We start from the raw sequence: 19834 nt of genomic DNA on the forward strand, positions 1-19834 counted from the left end.
GAAAGCACGCTGAGGTGAGCCAGCCGGATCACATCATCGTTGGCAGCGGCATCAACGCGCTGGTCTGCGCGGCGATGCTTGGCGGCAAGGGCGCGAAGGTGCTCGTCCTCGAGCGCAACGACCGCATCGGCGGCTGCATGCGTACCGAGGAGATCACCGCGCCCGGCTTCATCCATGACGTGATGGCGACCACCTTCGTGCTGTTCATCACCTCGCCGGCCTTTGCGGCATTGGGCAGCGATCTCGCGCGGCACGGGCTGGAGTTCTGTCACACCGGCACGCCAACCGGCGTGCTGCGGCCGGACGGCAGCCATGCCGTGCTCACCACCGACCGCGCCGCCAACGTCGCTGCAATCAATGCGATCGCCCCCGGCGATGGCGACCGGCACGCCGACGATGTCGGCAGCATCGAGCGCAATGCCGGCCTGCTGTTCGGCCTGCTCGGCGGCAGCCTGTGGTCTTATCCGACAGCCAAGCTGTTGGCCGGCAATGCCTGGCGGCGCAGCCCGCGTGGCCTTGCCGCTTTTCTGGGTGAGGCACTGGTGCCGGCGCGCAGCTGGTTGGAAAGCACCTATCAGTCCGAGACAATCCGCGCGCTGTGGGCGCCCTGGGTGCTGCATGCCGGGCTTGGACCGGAAGATGCTTTCTCAGGGCAGATCGCCAAGGTCATTGCCTTCGCGCTGGAAGCGGCCGGCGCGCCGATCGTCAAGGGCGGGGCGAAGACCCTGCTCGCCGCCTTCGAAGCCTTGATCCGTGAACGCGGCGGCGAAATCCGCACCGGCGCCGATGTCGCCTCGATCGTCCAGAGCGGTGGCCGCGCGACCGGCGTGCGGCTGGCATCCGACGAAACGATTACAGCAAACAAGAGCGTCATCTGCTCGGTCACGCCGACGCAGCTTTACGGCCGGCTGCTCGGCGCGGATCCTCCCAAAGCCGAGGTCGAGGCGACACAGAAATATCGCTACGGCAAAGGCAATTTCCAGATCCACTATGCGCTGGCCAAGCCGCCGTCATGGCGCGGCGAAGGCCTCGACAAGGTGGCGCTGCTGCACCTGACGCCGGGGCTCGACGGCGTCTCGAAAGCCTGCAACGAAGCCGCGCGCGGCATGCTGCCGGAAGTGCCGACCATCTGCGTCGGCCAGCCGCATGCGCTGGATCCGTCGCGCTGTCCGCCTGGCAAAGCAATTCTGTGGCTGCAACTGCCCGAGGCGCCCCGTCACATCAAGGGCGATGCCGCAGGCACGCTGCATGCACCGGCTGGCGGCCGCTGGACCGACGCGCTGCGCGAGGCCTATGCCGACCGCGCGGAGGCGATCCTCGCCAGCCACATCGACGGCTTCAAGGATAGCGTCATTGCGCGCCGCGCCTATTCGCCGGCCGATCTCGAAGCGATGAACATCAATCTGGTCGGCGGCGACCCCTATGGCGGCTCGTCGACTATCGACCAGTCGTTCCTCTGGCGGCCGTTCAAGACCAGCCGCAACCATCAGACCGGCATCAAGAACCTCTACCATATCGGCGCCTCGACCCATCCAGGCGCGGGCCTCGGTGGCGGTTCCGGCTTTCTCCTGGCGGGGAGGCTGTGATGGAGCAGAAGGTTCTGGAAAAGCGCCAGCGCATCTCGACCCTCGGCCAGATCGGCCTGCAGCAATTCGCGCCCTATCTGATGAACCGCATCATGGGGCGCTACAACGCCACCTTGCGCGACGATTTCCGCAAGCAGGGCCTGACTATTCCGCAGGTCCGCACGCTGGCCGTGCTGTCGGTCACCGACGGCGTCACCGTCAACGACCTCTCGGTCTACACCGTCATAGAGCAGTCGACCTTGAGCCGCACGCTCGACACGCTGGAGGGACAAGGCTTCGTGCGACGCGAGCAAGGCGTCACCGACAGCCGCATCCGCCATGTCTTCCTCACCGATGAGGGCCGCGCAGAGTTCACCCGCGCCTGGCCGGCTATGCATGACGCCTTCGAGGCAATGTTCGACGATGTCGACGATGCCGAATATGCAGCACTGATCGCGACGCTCTTGAAGATGCTCAAGAACATTCGCAAGCACGAAATCTAGACGTACGCGCTGCCAAGTTTCGGCGGCAACGGAAGGTTGGAAAAATGGCCGAACGGTCTTTTGCCAAGGAAGTCGAAAAGCTCCGGCTCGGCGCCGGCGAGGAGTTTGCGGGCGAAGGCATTCTCGCCATCACCAAGGCGCTGCTGCAATGCGGCGTCGGCTATGTCGGCGGATACCAGGGCGCGCCGATCAGCCATCTGATGGACGTGCTGGCCGACGCACAGGAGATTCTGGGCGAACTCGGGGTGCATTTCGAGGCGAGCGCCTCGGAAGCCACCGCCACCGCCATGCTGGCGGCCTCGGTGCATTACCCCATTCGCGGTGCGGCGACCTTCAAGTCGACCGTCGGCACCAATGTCGCGTCCGACGCACTGGCCAACCTCGCCTCCGGCGGCGTCACCGGCGGCGCGCTGATCATCGTCGGCGAGGATTATGGCGAGGGTTCCTCGATCATGCAGGAGCGCAGCCATGCCTTCGCCATGAAAAGCCAGGTCTGGCTGCTCGACCCGCGCCCGAACCTGCCTTCGATCGTCAAGGCGGTGGAGGATGGTTTCGAGCTGTCCGAAGCGTCCAATACGCCGGTGATGCTGCAGGTGCGCATCCGCTGCTGCCACGTCCACGGGCACTTCATAGCCAAGGACAACAAGCGCCCGCCGATGACGGTGGCCGATGCGCTCGACGCGCCGCGCCGCGACACCGGCCGCATCGTGCTGCCGCCCGCCTCCTTCCTGCACGAGAAGGAGAAGGTGCAAAAACGCTGGCCGGCGGCGGTCGATTTCATCGCGAGGAACAAGATCAACGAGTTCTTCGGTTCGGACCATGGCTCGGTCGGCATCGTCATGCAGGGCGGCATGTACAATTCGGTCATCCGCGCCTTGCAGCGGCTCGGCCTTGCCGACACCTATGGCGAGACGGATGTGCCGCTCTACGTTCTCAACGCCGTCTATCCGCTGATTGACGACGAGTTCCTCACCTTCTGCGAAGGCAAGCAGGCGGTGCTCGTGGTCGAGGAGGGCCAGCCCAACTACATCGAGCAAGCCTTTGCCGCCATGCTGCACAAGGCCGGGCGCGGTACCAGGCTGGTCGGCAAGGAGTATCTGCCGATGGCCGGCGAATATACCGGCCAGGTCATGCTCGACGGCATTGGCGCCTTCCTGCGCGCCGAATCCCCGCATCTCTTGCCGGGCGAGGTGCGCGCGCCCAACAAGGTCGGCGACGGCGTCGACACCGCCGACCTGATAAACGTCGTGCCGGGCCGTCCGCCGGGCTTCTGCATCGGTTGCCCGGAGCGGCCGATCTTTGCCGCGACAAAGCTGGTCGAGCAGGAACTCGGGAACCATCACATCGCATCCGACATCGGCTGCCATTTGTTCTCGATCATGCCGCCTTTCGAGCTCGGCGCCACCACCATGGGCTACGGGCTGGGGCCGGCATCGGCATCGGCGTTCAATTCGCCCGACGCCAAACGGCGGTCGATCTCTTTCGTCGGCGATGGCGGCTTCTGGCACAATGGCCTGACCTCCTCGATCGGCAACGCGGTCTTCAACAAGAACGACGGCGTCATCGTCATCGTCGACAATTTTTACTCCGCCGCCACCGGTGGGCAGGACATCCTGTCGTCGCGCGCGGGCAACAAGACCAAGTCGACCAAGCATCCGATCACCGAAGCGGTGAAGGGCATGGGCGTCAAATGGCTGCGCCACATCGACCGCACCTACGATGTCGGCAAGATGCAGGACACGCTGCGCGAGGCGCTGACGACGGAGGAAAAGGGACCAAAGGTCATCGTCGCCTCTTCCGAATGCATGCTCAACCGCCAGCGTCGCGAAAAGCCGCTGGTCGACAAGGCGATCAAGGGAGGGACCCGTGTCGTCAAGCCGAAATTCGGGGTCGACGAGGACATCTGCACCGGCGACCACGCCTGCATGCGGCTGTCCGGCTGCCCGTCGCTGTCGGTGAAATCGCTCGACGATCCGTTGCGTGACGATCCGGTGGCATCGATCGACCAGAGCTGCGTCGGCTGCGGCAATTGCGGCGAGGTGGCGGACGCCGCCGTGCTGTGCCCATCCTTCTACCGCGCCGATGTCGTGCACAATCCGGGCCGCTGGGACCGTTTCCTGGAAAGCGCTCGCCGCGCCGTGATCGGCCTGATGCAGCGCCGCCGCGAGAGCCGCAGGTTGACGTTCGCCGATGCTTGACCAGGCTTCGCCCTTGCGTCCGAAATCCGGTGCCGCCGATACCGAGCCGGTGATCAAACTCGCTTTGCTCGCGGTCGGTGGCCAGGGCGGCGGTGTGCTCGCCGACTGGATCACCGATGTCGCCGAGCGCAATGGTTACGTCGCGCAATCGACCTCCGTCGCCGGCGTCGCCCAGCGCACCGGCGCTACGATCTATTACGTCGAGATGGCCCGCGACACCGGCCGGCTGCCGGTCTTTGCCCTGTCGCCTTCGCAGGGCGACGTCGACATACTGATCGCCGCCGAGCTGATGGAAGCCGGCCGCGCCATCATCAGGGGCTTCGTCACGCCCGATCGCACCACGCTCATTGCTTCTTCGCATCGCATTGCCGCGGTGTCGGAAAAGATCGAGCCGGGTGACGGCCGGGCCTCGTCTTCGAAGGTACACGCGACGGCGGAAGCTGCATCGAAACGCTTCATCGCCTTCGACATGGAAAAGATCGCCGCCGATAATGGCTCGATGATTTCCGCCAGCCTCCTTGGCGCGCTGGCAGGCTCCGACGCATTGCCGTTCAGGCGTGAAAGCTATGAGCAAGCGATCGGCGCCGGCGGCCGGGGCGCGAAAGCCAGCCTCGCTGCCTTCGCCGTTGCCTACGACCGCGCGCGCGGTCCGACCGTCCCCGCGCCAGAGCCGGCAGAACCGGCCACGGTCGACCCCGCTCCGGGTGCAGGGCGCGTGAGCGGTCCGCAGAACCTGCTGCAGGGTTGGCAGGCACTGGCCGCCCGCATCGACCTGATGCCCGCGGCGGTGCGCGACATGGCGCTCCGGGCGCTGAGAAAGGTCGTCGACTATCAGGACATCTCCTATGGCGGCGAGTATCTCGACCGGTTGGACAAGGCCGTTGCGCTTGATGATCCCGGCCACGCCCATGCATTGTCCATCGCCGCCGCCAAGCATCTGGCCAACGCGCTGTGCTATGACGACATGATCCGCGTCGCCGATCTCAAGACTCGCTCGACCCGCGACCAGCGCGTGCGCCGCGAGGTCGGCGTCAAGAACGGCTCGATCCTGCAGGTAACCGAGTATTTCCATCCGCGCATCGAGGAGTTCTGCGGCACTTTGCCGGCGGGGTTGGGCAGCTACATTGAGAACCGGCCGAAACTCGCTGCTTTCCTTGATCGTCGCATCAACCATGGCCGGCGCATTCGCACCGACAGCTTTGCCGGCTTTGCGGTCCTCTGGTTCATCGGAGGCCTGCGCCGCTGGCGGCGGCGCCTGTTGCGCCACAAGGTCGAGACGGCGCATCTGGAGCGCTGGTATGCGCTGGCGCTCAGCCACGCGCCTCAGGACTACGCGCTCGCCGTCGAAATCCTGAACTGCCGCCGGCTGATCAAGGGCTACAGCGACACCCACCTCCGCGCCCAGTCCAAATTCGATCGCGTGCTGTCGGCGCTCGATCTGGTCAAGGGCCGCGATGACGCTGCCGACTGGATCAGGCGGTTGCGCGAAGCTGCGCTGAAAGACGAGAAAGGGGACATGCTCGATGGCGCGCTGAAGACGGTGGCATCGTTGTGATCATGGTGTCGGAGGAGGTCGAGCTTAGGCTGGTACCTCTACGCTACTGCCGCCGTTTCCCTACTCCCACTGGATTCGCGGATTGAACACGCCGCTTCAAGCGATCGCAGCTCGGCTTCCACCCGGATTGCGGGAAGCGTTGCCGGCCGACCTGCGGGCGTCAGTCGCGCGATATGGACAGCCCCGAGAGAAGCGGAGCGTACGCGGCGAGCCTGCGGGATACGAACTCGGTGAAGAGCCGCACCCGCTTCGTCTTGCGTGTCTCGCCTTGCGTGAGAAGCCACAGTGTCCCATGCATGGGCACGTCGATCCCCGGCACCCTCACCAGCAGGGGGTCGGCATCTCCGACGAAGCACGGCAGTTTCGTTATCCCAATCCCTTGGTGCGCCGCGATGATCTGCGTCTCGGCGTCAGGTGTCCTGAACGGTACTCCCGTGACGTGAACTTCTCCCTCGCGCGCCCAGTCCGGAATTCCATGATTGTCTATGCCTATCCACCGGATGGGATCAGGCGTGCCCGCACGCCACGCGGCTAGTCGATCGCGAGACATGTAGACGCCGCTGAACAGCTCCGGTCCCTTCAGGCCGTGAAGATTGAGCGGCAGGGTCTTGCGGTCGGCGACAATGCGGATCGCGACGTCGGCCTCTCGGTTGGTCAGATTTGCCAGCTCACCGGACGACAAGATTTCCATCTCGATGTCGCGATGCAAACGCGCGAAGTCGGCGAGATCCGGCATGAGCAGGTGTGTGGCGAGGAACGGTGGAAGCGTCACCCGCAAAAGCCCGCGCTCGCTCTGGTCACGACCGAAGACTCGCGTCTCCAGTTGGTGCGACGACGCTTCCATCTGGGTCGCGAGATCGAGGACCTCCTCGCCCGCAGCCGTCAAGCGGTAGCCGGAAGGCAGCTTTTCGAACATCTGCGCCCCGAGGCGTTCCTCGAGCTGAGCGATGCGCCGCAGCACGGTCGAGTGGTTCACACCGAGGTGTGCGGCGGCAGCACGCACCGAGCCTACGCGCGCGGCGGCAAGAAAGTAGCGAACGTCATCCCAGTCGATCATGGTGCATTCCTGCGCAGCGAAGTGCGGCTTGCAAAGCCCATACTAACACGATCAGCCGTAGTTCGTGCGGTCGCCGCGGCGTTCAATCATCTAGCTGGATCGTTTTCGCACCAGCGATGTGCGCGATTGCGCACTCACCGCCCGACTTCGGCGAACCCATCTTGAGGCTCTCGCGGGACTTTCCCGTACAGCCAAAGATACGAGACGGCGAAACGAAGGATGCATGACATGAACAGACTGAATGGAAAGACCGCTGTAATAACTGGCGGCGCTACGGGCATCGGTCGCGCCGCAGCCAAGCGCTTTATCGAGGAGGGCGCCTTCGTCTTCATCTTCGGCCGCCGGCAGGAAGCGCTCAACGCCGCCGTGGCTGACCTTGGGCCTAGTGCCCGCGCGGTTAAGGGCTCGGTCTCGGATGAGGCCGACCTCGACCGACTCTACGCTGCGGTGAAGGCCGAGCGCGGAAGCCTGGATATCGTCTTCGCCAATGCCGGGGCGGGAAGTCCGCTTCCGCTCGGGCAGATCACCGCCAGGCACATTGACGAAACCTTCGACACTAATGTGAAGGGTACAATCTTCACGGTCCAGAAGGCGCTGCCGCTGATGAGCCAGGGCGGTTCGATCATCCTGACCGGCTCGAGCGCCGGCACCACGGGCGCTCCGGGGTTCACTGCCTATAGCGCGAGCAAGGCGGCAGTGCGCAACCTGGCGCGGACCTGGGCGGAGGACCTGAAGGGCACCGGCATCCGGGTAAACGTGTTGTCGCCCGGGGCGACGGCGACCGAACTCGCGAAGGAGGCGTTGGGCGAGGAAGGCCAGAAGGCCTACGGCGCGATGACTCCGCTCCAGCGCATGGCCAATCCGGCGGAGATCGGGGCCGTGGCCGCCTTTCTCGCGTCGCCGGACAGCAGCTTCATGACCGCCAGCGAAGTCGCCGTCGACGGCGGCCTGGCTCAACTCTGACCCCCAGCGCGGTCCGTACCTGGGCCGCGCGCAACGAAAGACAAAGAATTATGAAAAAACTCGAAGGCAAGATCGCAGTCATCACGGGCGGAAGCAGCGGGATCGGATTGGCCACAGCCAAGCGCTTCGTAGAAGAAGGAGCGCACGTCGTGATTACCGGGCGAAGAGAGAAGGAGTTGAAGGAGGCCGCAGCCTTCATCATGAAAAACGTTACGACGGTCGTGGGTGACGTGTCGCTCCTGGAAGATCTGGATCGCCTCTATGCCGTCGTGAAGGTGAAACATGGTCATATCGACATTCTCTTCGCCAACGCCGGCGCGGGGACGATCGCACCGCTCGCCGTCGCTACCGAGGCACATTTTGATCAGACCTTCGATGTGAACGTGAAGGGTCTGTTCTTTACGGTGCAGAAGGCCCTTCCCCTGTTCAAAGACGGCGGTTCGATAATCCTGAATTCTTCAGTGTCGAACGTGTTGGGGCTTCCAGGGTTTAGTACCTACGCCGCGAGGAAGGCGGCTGTACGCAACTTCGCGCGCGCTTGGACACTGGAATTCAAAGACCGCAAAATCCGCGTCAATGCAATGAGTCCGGGACCAATCGAGACGCCGGCCTTGGAGACAACGACTGGCCTTACCCCTGAGCAAGCCGAGCAAGCGGCCGCCCAGTTTGCGTCACAGATCCCAATGGGTCGCAGGGGCAAACCAGAGGAAATCGCGGCTGCCGTAACGTTCCTCGCCTCCGATGAAAGTTCTTTCGTCACCGGCGTGGATCTCGCCGTCGACGGAGGCATGGCGCAAGTCTGACCCCGGCATTAGCACCAGATCGGAGAAGTACTATGAACTATGCAATCGTAGGATTCGGCAATATCGGACAAGCCCTTGCCAAGGCGTTTGCCCGAAACGGCATCGAAGTTTCCGTTGCAACCACACGCGACCCGGAAAGCTTTGCCGCCGATGCGGCCGCGATCGGACCCACGATCATCCCCAAAAAACTGGCGGAAGCCATCAAGGCGGACATCATCTTTTTGGCTGTCCGCTTCGAGGCGCACCCGAATGTCGCGAAGGCGCTTCCCACATGGCAGGGGAAGACGATCATCGATGTGACCAATGCCTATGGCGTGCCCCCTGAGGAACTGGGAGGACAACCTTCTTCCAAGTTCATCGCGCAGGCCTTCTCTGGCGCAAAACTGGTCAAGGGCTTCAACCATCTGGTCGCCCCGGTGCTTGATCAGGATCCGGCCGTACATGGTGGCCGGAGGGTCGTGTTCCTGGCAAGCGACGATGACGCTGCCGCAACACAGATTGGGGAGCTTGCGGAAAATCTCGGTTTCGCGCCGATCAAGCTTGGCGGGGTGTCGGAAGGTGGCCTGCTGGTCCAGGCGCGCGGAGACAGCTGGGGTCATCTGATCTTTAAGGACTTGGTCAAGTTCGACTGACGAGCACGACGTCCACACCCGCAAAGAGACGACGCAGGCGATCGGAGCTCGGATCGGATCAAGCGCGATCCGATCCGAGCAAATGGAGAAATCACTATGTGCACCGAGAAGAATATCCACTCCTAAGGAGATTTCGATGTACGACCAATCCAAGGTATCCGAGTTAATCCGGTTCGCACGAATCGAGGCGGGCTCCACCGTGATCGAAGTCTACCCTGGCGACGGAGACTGGACGCGCCTCTTCTCCGACATCGTCGGATCAGAGGGGCGGGTCTACAGCTTTGTGCCGGCCGAAGTCGCCCACCTCAAGAACGATCCGGTCGGCCTCATGCGGACGCTCGCGAAGGAGCCGGGCCGAGAGAACGTCGAAGCCGTCTCGGCGGACCTCGTGGCGATGCCGGAGATTACGCAGCCAGCCGATGTCGTGTGGTTGCACCTGTTCTACCACGATCTTCACACCGCCTTGATCCAGAAGAAGGGTGCGACGGCGGCCGACTTCAATCGAGCTGTCTACAAGCGGCTGAAACCCGGTGGGTCCTACGTCATCGTCGATCACGCCGCCGCAGCTGGGTCGGGCACGAGCGACACCCAGTCGCTGCATCGGATCGACCCTGCATTCGTCCGCGAGGAGGTGGAGGCGGCCGGCTTCGTACTGGACGCGGAAGGCACCGTGCTCTTGAATAGGGATGACCCGCACTCGATCAAGGTGTTCGATCCATCGATCAAGGGCGAGACCGATCGCTTCGCGTTCCGGTTCGTGAAGCCCTGACAGCTCCCGGGCGCCGACTTCATGTCGACCGCCCCATTGAGTCCACCAACTCGGGTTCGGACCCGTCAAGCTGGGAAAGGTCAACGAGGATGGCGCGCTGTGCACGCACGCGATGCGGCAGCGCCTTGAAGGCGTCCGAGGTGATGATGGCCACAGGTTCTGGAGCACACCTGCCGCAGGTTCCTGATCTGAACCTGATGAAATGACGGAAGTCGCCGCGCCGTTTAGGGAGCCGGCGCATCCCCTCAGGATGCGCCGGGACAAACGGTTCAAGAATGGTGGATTTCCGTTCCCAGCACCTTCAGGCATTCACGGATGAATGCCGCAAGCGCGGTCCAGCCTTTGGCTGAAACCATGGTCCCATCGACATAGGCGTCGGTGGGAGACAAATCGATATAAGTGCCGCCGGCAAGCGTCACCTCCGGCTCGCAAGCGGCGAGCGCCGCCACCTTCTTGCCGCGCACGACGCCGTCCACCGCGATCAGAATCTGGACGCCATGGCAGATCGTGAAGATCGGCTTTTTTGCCTCGTGGAAATGGCGCACCATCGCTTGTATCCGCTTGTCGGTGCGGATGTATTCGGGGCCACGACCGCCGGCGCAATAGACAGCGTCGTACTGGCTCAGCTGCCTCTCGGCGTCGGCGAAGGTCTTGTTGATCAGCGCATTGTGGCCGGGCTTTTCGGTGTAGGTCTGATCGCCCTCGAAATCGTGCAGCGACGTCTTGATCATGTCTCCGGCGCTTTTGTCGGGGCACACGACATGAACGGTGTGTCCCACCGCTTCCATCGCCTGCTGATAGACGAAGATTTCATACTCCTCGGTGAAATCACCGGTCAGCATCAGGATTTTTTTGGCTGGCATGTCTTTTCCTCTCGGCTTGTTTCAGGGGGAGGTGCACTGCGCGCCTCCTTCCCGGTATCGAAATCGGCTCAGAACGGGGAGTAGAATTCGTAGGCGGCAGGCTGGGCGAACAGCGGCGCGCCGCGCTTGAGGGTGCCTCGGGCAAGCAGCATCGCCAGGCTACTCGAACGCAGGCAGGAGCCTGTCCCGCGAATTTTCGATGTGCGCACGCATGCCTTTTTCGGCGGCGTCCGGATCGCCCGCGGCAAAGGCAGCGAGAATAGCCTCGTGCTCGTCGAGCGCCTCTTCGGTCACCCTGGAGTGATACATCAGCCGGAAGATATGGAAGTGGGTATGCTGGTGATTCAGTGTCTCGCGAATGAGTTCGTTTTGGGCGAACTCGACGATCTTGTCGTGGAAGATCGCATCCTGACGGGCGAAGTTCGAATAGCGCAGGCGTTCGTCTTTCCCCACCCGTCGGGCCATGACGCCAGCCGCCTCCTGCAGCGCGGCAAGGCGCTCGCCGTCCATTGTTGCGGTGGCTTTGGCCGCGGCGGCAGGTTCAAGCAATAGACGCAGCTCGTAAAGTTCGTCGAAGCGCCGGCGGGTGATTTGTGGGGCGGCGCGATAGCCGATCAGGTGGGTTTTCAGAACCAGCCCTTCCCCCTCCAGCCTGCCAAGCGCTTCACGAATGGGGGTATGTGAGACGTTGAATTCCTTGACGAGATTGTCGACGGTGATGCGCGATCCCGGAGCAATCCTCAAGGACATGAGCTGCGCGAAGATTGCTTCGTAAACGTCGCCGGCCAGACTGTTGGCGCGCTGGATACGACCCCTGGCACGGGCTTCATTGTCAACCGTCAGGTCCGTGTTCTGCATCGTTTGCCTCTTGACAGAACCACCCACTAACACGATGCTCCGCGAAACTCAATCCTATATCCTATACGATTTTATTAGAGGGCATCGCATGATCATGACCTGCAGCGCCGAGGTCGGCCTCTGGCACGAAGCCAAGCCTGTCGGCTTCCAACCCGTCTTCGCAGGATCTTGTGCATGAGCTTGTTTGCAGCGGCGCGCCTGCCGAGCGAGATTCTGTTCGGCAAAGGCCAGCGCCATGTCCTGCCTGCCATCGCCGCCAAATATGGGCGCCGCGCGTTCGTCTGTACCGATGAGCGCTTCGCGGCGACGTCGCAGTTCGCCGAGATTCTCGCTGGCTTGCACAACGCGGCGATCGAGACGTTGGTCTTCGACCGAACGCTGCCGGATGTGCCGCGCGACAGCGTCGCCGCCTGCATTGCGCAAGCGAAAGATTTCAAGCCGGACATGGTGATCGGCATCGGGGGCGGCAGCTGCCTCGATATGGCCAAATGCGCTGCACTTCTGCTCAGCCATGGCGGCAAGCTCGAGGACTACTATGGCGAGTTCAAGGTACCCGGCCCTACCCTTCCGGTGATCGCAGTGCCGACGACGGCTGGAACAGGCTCCGAGGTGACCCCCGTCGCCGTGATCTCCGACCCGGATCGGACGCTGAAAGTGGGTATCGCCAGTCCGCATCTCATCGCAGCAGTGGCGCTTTGCGATCCGGATCTGACGGTGACCTGTCCACCGTCCTTGACGGCGATCGCCGGCGCCGACGCGCTGACGCACGCAATCGAGGCCTTCACAGCGGCCAAACGCGGCGCGGACCCTCATTTGCCGCAACAGCACGTGTTCATCGGCAAGAGCGCTCTGACCGACCATTTCGCGCTTCTGGCCATCAGGCTGCTCGGCCGCAGTCTCGAAAAGGCATATCGCGACGGATCGGACGAGGATGCGCGAGCCGACGTCATGATGGGAGCGCTGGCCGCCGGTTGCGCCTTCGGTACGGCGGGAACGGCCGCCGCCCATGCGGTGCAGTATCCCGTCGGCGCGCTTACCCACACCCCGCATGGCCTGGGAGTGGCCACCATGCTGCCCTATGTGATGACCTACAATCTGGCCGCAGCAGCCGCGGAGATTGCGGAAGTCGGCACTGCTCTTGGCCTTTCCCTTCAGGGCGGCGGCGCCGATGCCTTGGCGCACGCCACCATCCGTGAGGTGAGCCGGCTGTTTGGCGCCATCGGCATCACACCGACATTGGCCGAACTGGGTCTTCCCGAAGACAAGATCGACTGGACGGCTGAGCAGGCGCTGGGCATCGACCGGTTGATCAAGAACAATCCCCGCCCGTTCGACCTTGCCGCGATGCGACAGCTGGTCAGGGCTGCCTATGACGGCGACATGTCCGCCACCATGATGTGACCGACCAGGAGTTCATCCAATGAACATTGCCGCAGGCATATCCGACGAGGATCAAGATATGTTCGACTACGCCACGGTCTCGCACGGTCTCTACATTGGCGGACGCTGGCGGCCTTCATCGGAGGGTCGCGTGATCGAAGTGGTCGATCCCTCGACCGAAGCCGTGATCGCTGCGGTTCCCGACGCCACGCTCGCCGACGCCACCTCCGCCGTCGACGCGGCCGCGAAGGCGGCGGCCGGCTGGCGCGAGACCCCGCCACGCAGGCGATCGGAAATCCTGCGACGCTGCTTCGAACTGATGACGGAACGGGCGGAGACGTTGGCTGCGCTGATCTCGCTGGAGAACGGCAAGGCGCTGCGCGATGCGCGCGGTGAAGTCGCCTACGCCGCTGAGTTTTTCCGCTGGAACGCCGAGGAGGCGGTCCGCATCAGCGGCGAGTTCGGCCTTGCACCCTCGGGCGCGAACCGGATCATTGTCGACTACCAGCCCATCGGCATTTGCGTGCTCATCACGCCATGGAATTTCCCAGCCGCCATGGCGACACGTAAAATCGCTCCGGCGCTGGCGGCCGGCTGTACGGTGATCCTGAAGCCCGCCAGCGAGACACCGCTGACGGCCTATGCGCTTGCGGCGCTCTACGAGGAAGCCGGCGTGCCGCCCGGCGTCGTCAACGTCCTGACGACCTCGACCCCCGGACCGGTGACGGCGGCCATGCTGGCCGATCCGCGCGTGCGAAAGCTGTCCTTCACCGGCTCGACCGGCGTCGGGCGCGTGCTGCTGGCCGAAGCCGCAAAGCACGTCATTTCCTGTTCCATGGAGCTTGGCGGCAACGCACCCTTCATCGTCTTCGACGACGCCGACCTGGAAGCAACCCTCGACGGTGCGATGGTTGCCAAGATGCGCAACGCCGGCGAAGCCTGCACGGCCGCCAACCGGCTTTACGTCCAGGCCGGCATCCATGATGCTTTCGCGGAAGGCTTGAGCAAACGCATGGCGGCACTCAACCTGGGCCCGGGCACAGACTCAGACACAGAATGCGGGCCGATGATCACCAGGAAGGCTGTGCACAAGATCGACCGGCTTGTGCAGGACGCCGTTGCCCGCGGCGCCAAAATCCTGTGTGGCGGCGGCGTATCTGAAGGCAGAGGCTTTTTCTATCCGCCAACGGTGCTCAAGGACGTGCCGGCCGACGTTGCCATGGCTCACGAGGAGATCTTCGGTCCCGTGGCGCCGATCAGTCGCTTCGACAGCGAGGCGGAGGTCATCGCCAAGGCCAACGACACAGAATACGGTCTCGCGGCCTACATCTACACGCGCGACCTGGCCAGAGGAATGCGCGTGGCATCAAAGATCGAGTCGGGCATGATCGCGCTCAACCGCGGCCTGATGTCGGATCCGGCGGCGCCCTTCGGCGGAGTCAAGCAAAGCGGGTTGGGGCGAGAAGGCGGCCAGAAGCATGGCGTTGCCGAGTTCATGGAGGCCAAGTACATCGCCGTGACCCTGTGAGCGGACATCCCGCCAAAGATCCGTTTCGCATTCGCGATCATGTGGTCGAGTTCGACGACATGGTCGCCGAGATCGTTCGCAGAAGCGAGGAGACCAGGGCGAACGTTCCCATGGTCGCCGATGTCGCCTACGGGGCTGACGCCACCGAAACCATGGATCTGTTCTTTCCCGAGGGCAAACGGGACCGCCTGCCGGTGCACATGTTCATCCACGGGGGCTATTGGCGCATGTTCTCCAAGCGCGACTATTCCTACGTCGCCGAGACCGTTACGAACGCAGGCGCGATCGCGGTCATTGTCGACTACGCGCTGATGCCGACCGTCAGGATGGCCAGGATCGTCGACCAGGTGCGCCGCGCCAAGCGATGGGTATTTGACAATGTCGCACACCATGGCGGCAATCCCGGCCTGCTGACCGTTAGCGGTCATTCCGCCGGTGCGCATCTGGCAACAATGCTTTTCGACGGTGACGAGCGGCCTTCCGGCATCAAAGCTGCGCTGCTGCTTGGCGGCCTTTACGACCTGAAGCCATTGCAGATGTCGTTCCTTGCCGCGGAGATCGCGATCACCGACGAGGAGGCCCGCCGATTCTCGCCGATCGACCACAGTTTCGATCCATCCGTGGGCGTAGATATCTCGGTCGGCGCCGATGAAACGCCGCCGTTCCACAGCCAGGCCGCACTCTTCACGGACCACCTTGACACACAGGGACTGACTGTTTCGTGCACCACCCTTGGTGGGGCCAATCACATGAGCAGCGTCCGTGACCTTGGCTTGGCTGGTACCGAGGCCGCGTCACTGCTGGCCCGCGTCGTGGCCGCCTGAGACTTCCGCCAGAAGCGCTGCTGGGCGCGACCGTTCTTCAAAGTAGCGTCGCAGCATCGAGGTGCCGACAGCGGTGGCAAATCTTCCGCCACCGGTCGCCATACCGTAAGCCCGCCGGCGATGTCGACGTCGACGTGGTTCATGCTTTCCAGCGTGATTGAGCTTGATAACCGATGTCGGCGATCGCCGTCATGCAGGCAGCCCAGTTGAGTTCTCAAGGCTGGCCGGCCAAAGACGCCCTTCAGCGGAGAGCGGGCCGACGTTCCGCAACACCGGCCCGCAACCTTCAGAATATGATAGCCCGCGGCACCCCGGAGAAGGGAATCTGCGCTCTCACACCAGCATCGACTGCTGGGCGAAGATGCCCGCCGTCGCGCCGTGCGATATTGCCAGGGTGACCGATGGCGGCGTGAGGGGGTTGGCGAGGTCGCCCGCGGCGTAGATGCCGGGCATGCTGGTTTCGCGGCGCTCGTCGACCTTGAGGATTACGCCGAGGGGCGTATCGACCGTGGCGAGGCCCAGTGATTCATGCAGGCTTGCGGACGGCTTGTTGCGCGGATGCGCGAACAGGATGTCGACCGCGACCTTGGGGCCGGTATCGAGCTTGACGGTGGCGTTATGCCCCCCGTGATGGGCGATCTCGCTGATCCGGCCGTCGACGACAGGTATGTTGCGGCGCGCCAGACCGGCCCGGATATCGGGCGGAATGTCGTGACCATCAGCGAAGACCGTCAACCTGTCGGTCCAATCGTGGAACAGCCTGACCTGATTCGTCGACTGTGGGCCGGACCAGACGAGGCCCCAATGCTGGCCGGCGACTTCAAAGCCGTCGCAATAGGGGCAGGGCACGATGGACGTGCCCCAACCTTCGGCAAAGCCCGGAACATCAGGCATCTGGTCGGCGACGCCATAGCTCAGGATCAGCCGGCGCGCGCCGAGGCTTCCGCCATCGCCAGTGAGGACGGAGAAATCGTCGATGGCCCCGGAGAGGCTGTCGGCCCGGGCATTGACCAGCTTGATCGTGGGATAGCGCGCCAGCTGCCGCCGCGCCTCGGCCAGGATGTCCAGCGGTGGCTTGTGATCGTGGCCGAGCAGGCCATGCGAGTGGCCGGCGAAGCGGTTGCGCGGCAGGCCGGTATCGAGAACGGTGACCTTACGGCGGGCACGGCCGAGTTGCAGGGCGCCGGCGAGACCGGCAAAGCTGCCGCCGATGATGATGACGTCATCCATGATGGGCTCCGTGTTGTGGATGAGGGGCTGGTTGGACCTGGTTGAAACCTACCCATCGGCTTGCGCATTTCAGAAACTACATGGTATCGTAATCCGAGAATTTGGATACTGTCAAGGACTGGAATTGTCGTGACCGAAAATAGCCAGGGCCGGCGCGGCCGGCCCGCCAACGAGGCGCTTGGCCAAACGATACTCGACGCTGCGTCCGAACTCTTTGTGGAATTGGGTTTTCAAGCGACCACATTGGACAAGGTCGCCCAGCGGGCGAAGATATCCAAGCTCAGCATCTATCGGCATTTCGAGAACAAGGAGGCGCTGTTCAGCGCGGCCATCTCGGCCGGCTGCCATCAGTTGTTTGCGCCACTGGCCCTTCTTGAAGGCGTCGGCGGTTCGGTCGAAGATCAGCTCATGGCGGTGGGATCATCCCTGCTTCGGACGCTGTTGAGATCAGACGTCCGCAGTGTCGAAGCCATGGTCATGGCCGACCAGACGAATCCAAGGTCGTTAAGCAAGCTCCATTTCGAAGCCGGCCCCGCCCATGTCATCGCCCAAATCGAGGTCCTGTTGCGTCAGTTGCACGCGAAGGCGGTTCTGAACGTGCCCGATCCTCTCCGGTCCGCCCGCTTGTTTGCCGCGCTTTTCAAAGGATCCGATCTTTTGATTATCGCACGCTTCGATGAGGCGAGAGCGGCGGACGACAACGAAATCGAATCCTATTGCCGGTCGGCCGTCGCCATGTTCATGGCTGCGCACGGCTAGCAGTCTGCCCTGCCCGCTAATCATTGTATTCTGCGAAATACTCCGCTAGAGCCGCCGTCGCGATGGCGCCCATCCACCTCGTGTCGATCGCGTCGGGGTCGGACTGCGCGCCCGCCGGTGAGCGGCATCTCCTACCTGCTCCGGTCACACAGCGCTGACCCTTGAGCGCCTCCGCCGACCTGTGAGGGCGAGGAAGAGAATGCCGGTTATGGCCGCGAGAATCGAGCAGATGAGGTGTCGATCGCCGCGAAGGGACACCTGCGGACGGAACGTTTTTGGTACACTTGAGTACGTCCATTCGTGGGTCGGGCTCCAGCGGCTCGTGCCCGACGCGCCCCGGGGAAGGCCGCTGGTGCCCGCGACAGATCCTTCCAAGGTGCGGGTCTGGAACGGCCCAAAAATTCTCTCGAGCTCCCGGAACATCGGTCCGCCCCTGTGGTTCGACAAGCAGCGGCACAGTCGATCCAACCAGGCATCGGCCCGCTTAGGACAGGCGCGAGGTCCCTACCCACAGATCTTGCGAAAATAGGAGCAAGCTATGCGAGCGTTGGTCTGGCACGGCAAGGAAGACATACGCTGCGATCAGGTTTCGGACCCGGAAATTGAGGATGAACGTGACGCGATCATCAAGGTGACGAGTTGTGCCATATGCGGCTCCGACCTTCACCTCTACCACAACTATGTGCCAGCCATGCTGCCCGGCGACATCATGGGCCACGAGATGATGGGAGAGGTCGTTGAGGTCGGCAAGGGCGTCAACGGCGCTCTGAAGGAGGGAGACCGCATCGTCGTGCCGTTCACCATAATCTGCGGTGAGTGCGACCAGTGCAAGCGACAGAACTTTTCGGTTTGCGAACGCACAAACCGCAAGAAGAATCTCGGTGACAAGGTGTTCGGGCACACCACCGCGGGTCTGTTCGGCTACACTCATTTGACCGGCGGCTATCCCGGGGGACAGGCGGAATACATGCGTGTGCCGTTCGCCGATGCCACGCACGTAAAGGTGCCTGACAGCCTTACCGACGAGCAGGTTCTCTTCCTCGGCGATATTTTTCCTACCGGATGGCAGGCGGCGGCACAGTGCGACATTGAGCCCACCGATACGGTTGCGGTGTGGGGCTGCGGCCCAGTCGGGCAGATGGCCATACGCAGCGCCCTGCTGCTCGGCGCCAAACAGGTGGTGGCGATCGATTGCCTGCCGGAACGGCTTTCCATGGCCGCGGCCGGCGGCGCCATCGCCATCAATTTCGCCGAGGAAAGTGTCGTCGAACGACTGCGGGAACTCACCGGCGGAAAGGGCCCGGAGAAGTGCATCGATTGCGTCGGCATGGAAAGCCACGTCTCGCTGGCCCAGCCCGATACCGTCTACGATCGCGCAAAGCAGTTGATGCTGATGGAAAATGATCGACCGCACGTTCTGCGTGAGATGATCTATGTCTGCCGGCCGGCCGGCGTGATCTCGATCCCCGGCGTCTACAGCGGGCTGGTCGACAAGATTCCGATGGGACAGGCAATGAACAAGGGGCTCACCTTCCGAATGGGGCAGACCCATGTCAACCGTTGGACCGAGGATCTGTTGCGCCGCATCGAAGATGGCCAGATCGACCCATCCTTCGTCATCACCCATACCGTGGGGCTCGAGCAGGGACCCGAGATGTACAAGGTGTTTCGCGACAAGCAGGACAGTTGCATCAAGGTTGTACTGAAACCGTAGGGAAATCGTCATGAACGTGATTGCCAAACTTACCAACATCACCCGATCGCCTGGCGATCCCAAAGTGCTGAAGACTGGGCAGAGTGCGGTCGCGGCCTCCGATGGCCTTGCCCGCAAGCTCGGCTGGTTCAGCATCGCGCTTGGCGTCGCCGAGCTGGTTGGCGCCGAACGGATTGCCGGCGCGCTCGGCATGCGCGGCAAGGAAGATCTGATCCGCGCTTATGGGGCGCGGGAAATAAGCAGCGGCATACTCTCGCTTTCAGTGGACAAGCAGGCCGGGCTTTGGAGCCGGGTGGCCGGCGACGGCCTGGATATCGCGACATTGCTGACAGCATATCGGCATGGCAACCCAAAGCGCGATAATGTAGCCCTTGCGCTTGCCATGGTCGCCGGCATCACATTGCTCGACATCATCGGTGCGAAAAGCGTGACCGCGCGCCACTCTCGGAGCAGGACCAAGCCACGCGACTACAGCGATCGAAGCGGCTTTCCCGGAGGCACTGCCGCAGCCCGCGACCGCGCCCGCTCGCAGCGCAGCCAGGAGGCCGGCGCAGCCTGATAGAGATTTCCGAACCCTGGCGCCATGCGACCTGGACAGGTGGCATCTCGTCGGGCCCTAACGCCAGAGGTGGT

Annotated in this window: 18 protein-coding genes; 14 read left to right on the plus strand and 4 right to left on the minus strand. The window is 63.2% G+C overall.

What is annotated here, in order from left to right; translation table 11 throughout:
• The first annotated feature begins 14 nt into the window (after positions 1 to 14).
• From NL532_RS27940 to NL532_RS27955, 4 genes are read left to right on the plus strand one after another with little or no spacing between them, the layout of a single operon-like run.
• Positions 15 to 1586 (plus strand): phytoene desaturase family protein, encoded by a 1572-nt coding sequence (locus tag NL532_RS27940; RefSeq protein ID WP_023827956.1) that lies wholly within the window; start codon positions 15 to 17, stop codon positions 1584 to 1586.
• Complete coding sequence (locus NL532_RS27945; protein ID WP_023726247.1) at positions 1586 to 2068, plus strand: MarR family winged helix-turn-helix transcriptional regulator; 483 nt, start codon at positions 1586 to 1588, stop codon at positions 2066 to 2068. The genes NL532_RS27940 and NL532_RS27945 overlap by 1 nt, the downstream gene beginning before the upstream one ends.
• Positions 2069 to 2112: 44 nt before the next feature.
• Positions 2113 to 4266 (plus strand): thiamine pyrophosphate-dependent enzyme, encoded by a 2154-nt coding sequence (locus NL532_RS27950; protein WP_023667790.1) that lies wholly within the window; start codon positions 2113 to 2115, stop codon positions 4264 to 4266.
• On the plus strand, positions 4259 to 5821 hold the full coding sequence (locus tag NL532_RS27955) for an indolepyruvate oxidoreductase subunit beta family protein (RefSeq protein WP_023827955.1): 1563 nt from the start codon (positions 4259 to 4261) through the stop codon (positions 5819 to 5821). The genes NL532_RS27950 and NL532_RS27955 overlap by 8 nt, the downstream gene beginning before the upstream one ends.
• 160 nt (positions 5822 to 5981) lie before the next feature.
• On the opposite strand, the gene NL532_RS27960 is transcribed toward NL532_RS27955, so the two are convergent.
• Positions 5982 to 6878, minus strand: a complete 897-nt coding sequence (locus NL532_RS27960) for a LysR family transcriptional regulator (protein ID WP_023827954.1) — start codon at positions 6876 to 6878, stop codon at positions 5982 to 5984.
• A 228-nt stretch (positions 6879 to 7106) separates the two neighbouring features.
• Between NL532_RS27960 and NL532_RS27965 the strand changes: the two genes are divergently transcribed.
• From NL532_RS27965 to NL532_RS27980, 4 genes are all read left to right on the plus strand, one after another.
• Entirely contained in the window at positions 7107 to 7841 is a 735-nt protein-coding gene (locus tag NL532_RS27965) for an SDR family NAD(P)-dependent oxidoreductase (RefSeq protein WP_023667787.1), read from the plus strand.
• A gap of 50 nt (positions 7842 to 7891) precedes the next feature.
• Entirely contained in the window at positions 7892 to 8644 is a 753-nt protein-coding gene (locus NL532_RS27970) for an SDR family NAD(P)-dependent oxidoreductase (RefSeq protein ID WP_023753946.1), read from the plus strand.
• A 32-nt stretch (positions 8645 to 8676) separates the two neighbouring features.
• On the plus strand, positions 8677 to 9276 hold the full coding sequence (locus tag NL532_RS27975; RefSeq protein ID WP_023753945.1) for an NADPH-dependent F420 reductase: 600 nt from the start codon (positions 8677 to 8679) through the stop codon (positions 9274 to 9276).
• Positions 9277 to 9412: 136 nt separating this feature from the next.
• Positions 9413 to 10045, plus strand: a complete 633-nt coding sequence (locus NL532_RS27980) for a class I SAM-dependent methyltransferase (RefSeq protein WP_023753944.1) — start codon at positions 9413 to 9415, stop codon at positions 10043 to 10045.
• 269 nt (positions 10046 to 10314) lie between these two features.
• Here the strand turns inward: NL532_RS27980 and NL532_RS27985 are convergent, their stop codons facing one another.
• Together NL532_RS27985 and NL532_RS27990 are read right to left on the minus strand one after the other, a co-directional pair.
• Entirely contained in the window at positions 10315 to 10908 is a 594-nt protein-coding gene (locus NL532_RS27985) for a DJ-1/PfpI family protein (RefSeq protein WP_023686902.1), read from the minus strand.
• Positions 10909 to 11067: 159 nt separating this feature from the next.
• Complete coding sequence (locus tag NL532_RS27990; protein ID WP_023753943.1) at positions 11068 to 11766, minus strand: GntR family transcriptional regulator; 699 nt, start codon at positions 11764 to 11766, stop codon at positions 11068 to 11070.
• Between the two features lie 174 nt (positions 11767 to 11940).
• On the opposite strand from NL532_RS27990, the gene NL532_RS27995 reads away from it, so the two are divergent.
• Genes NL532_RS27995 through NL532_RS28005 form a run of 3 tightly spaced genes read left to right on the plus strand, consistent with a single transcriptional unit; the run spans position 11941 to position 15498 of the window.
• A complete protein-coding gene (locus NL532_RS27995; RefSeq protein ID WP_023745680.1) occupies positions 11941 to 13167 on the plus strand; it encodes an iron-containing alcohol dehydrogenase in 1227 nt (408 codons plus the stop codon).
• 58 nt (positions 13168 to 13225) lie between these two features.
• Positions 13226 to 14674, plus strand: coding sequence for an NAD-dependent succinate-semialdehyde dehydrogenase (locus NL532_RS28000; RefSeq protein ID WP_245270158.1), 1449 nt, complete (start codon positions 13226 to 13228; stop codon positions 14672 to 14674).
• A 41-nt stretch (positions 14675 to 14715) separates the two neighbouring features.
• Positions 14716 to 15498, plus strand: a complete 783-nt coding sequence (locus NL532_RS28005; protein WP_348524257.1) for an alpha/beta hydrolase — start codon at positions 14716 to 14718, stop codon at positions 15496 to 15498.
• A gap of 333 nt (positions 15499 to 15831) precedes the next feature.
• On the opposite strand, the gene NL532_RS28010 is transcribed toward NL532_RS28005, so the two are convergent.
• The gene (locus tag NL532_RS28010; protein ID WP_023686896.1) at positions 15832 to 16728 is read right to left on the minus strand and encodes an NAD(P)/FAD-dependent oxidoreductase; all 897 of its coding nucleotides are present in this window, start codon (positions 16726 to 16728) and stop codon (positions 15832 to 15834) included.
• Positions 16729 to 16857: 129 nt separating this feature from the next.
• Between NL532_RS28010 and NL532_RS28015 the strand changes: the two genes are divergently transcribed.
• The 3 genes from NL532_RS28015 (at position 16858) to NL532_RS28025 (ending at position 19760) form a co-directional block, all read left to right on the plus strand.
• Positions 16858 to 17487: a TetR/AcrR family transcriptional regulator gene (locus tag NL532_RS28015; protein WP_023827952.1), complete on the plus strand. Its 630-nt coding sequence runs from the start codon at positions 16858 to 16860 to the stop codon at positions 17485 to 17487.
• 538 nt (positions 17488 to 18025) lie between these two features.
• The gene (locus NL532_RS28020; protein WP_023682758.1) at positions 18026 to 19201 is read left to right on the plus strand and encodes a zinc-dependent alcohol dehydrogenase; all 1176 of its coding nucleotides are present in this window, start codon (positions 18026 to 18028) and stop codon (positions 19199 to 19201) included.
• Positions 19202 to 19211: 10 nt separating this feature from the next.
• Complete coding sequence (locus tag NL532_RS28025) at positions 19212 to 19760, plus strand: hypothetical protein (protein ID WP_023827951.1); 549 nt, start codon at positions 19212 to 19214, stop codon at positions 19758 to 19760.
• Positions 19761 to 19834: the final 74 nt, after the last annotated feature.

It is taken from the genome of Mesorhizobium sp. C120A (assembly GCF_030323105.1).
GTDB lineage: Bacteria > Pseudomonadota > Alphaproteobacteria > Rhizobiales > Rhizobiaceae > Mesorhizobium.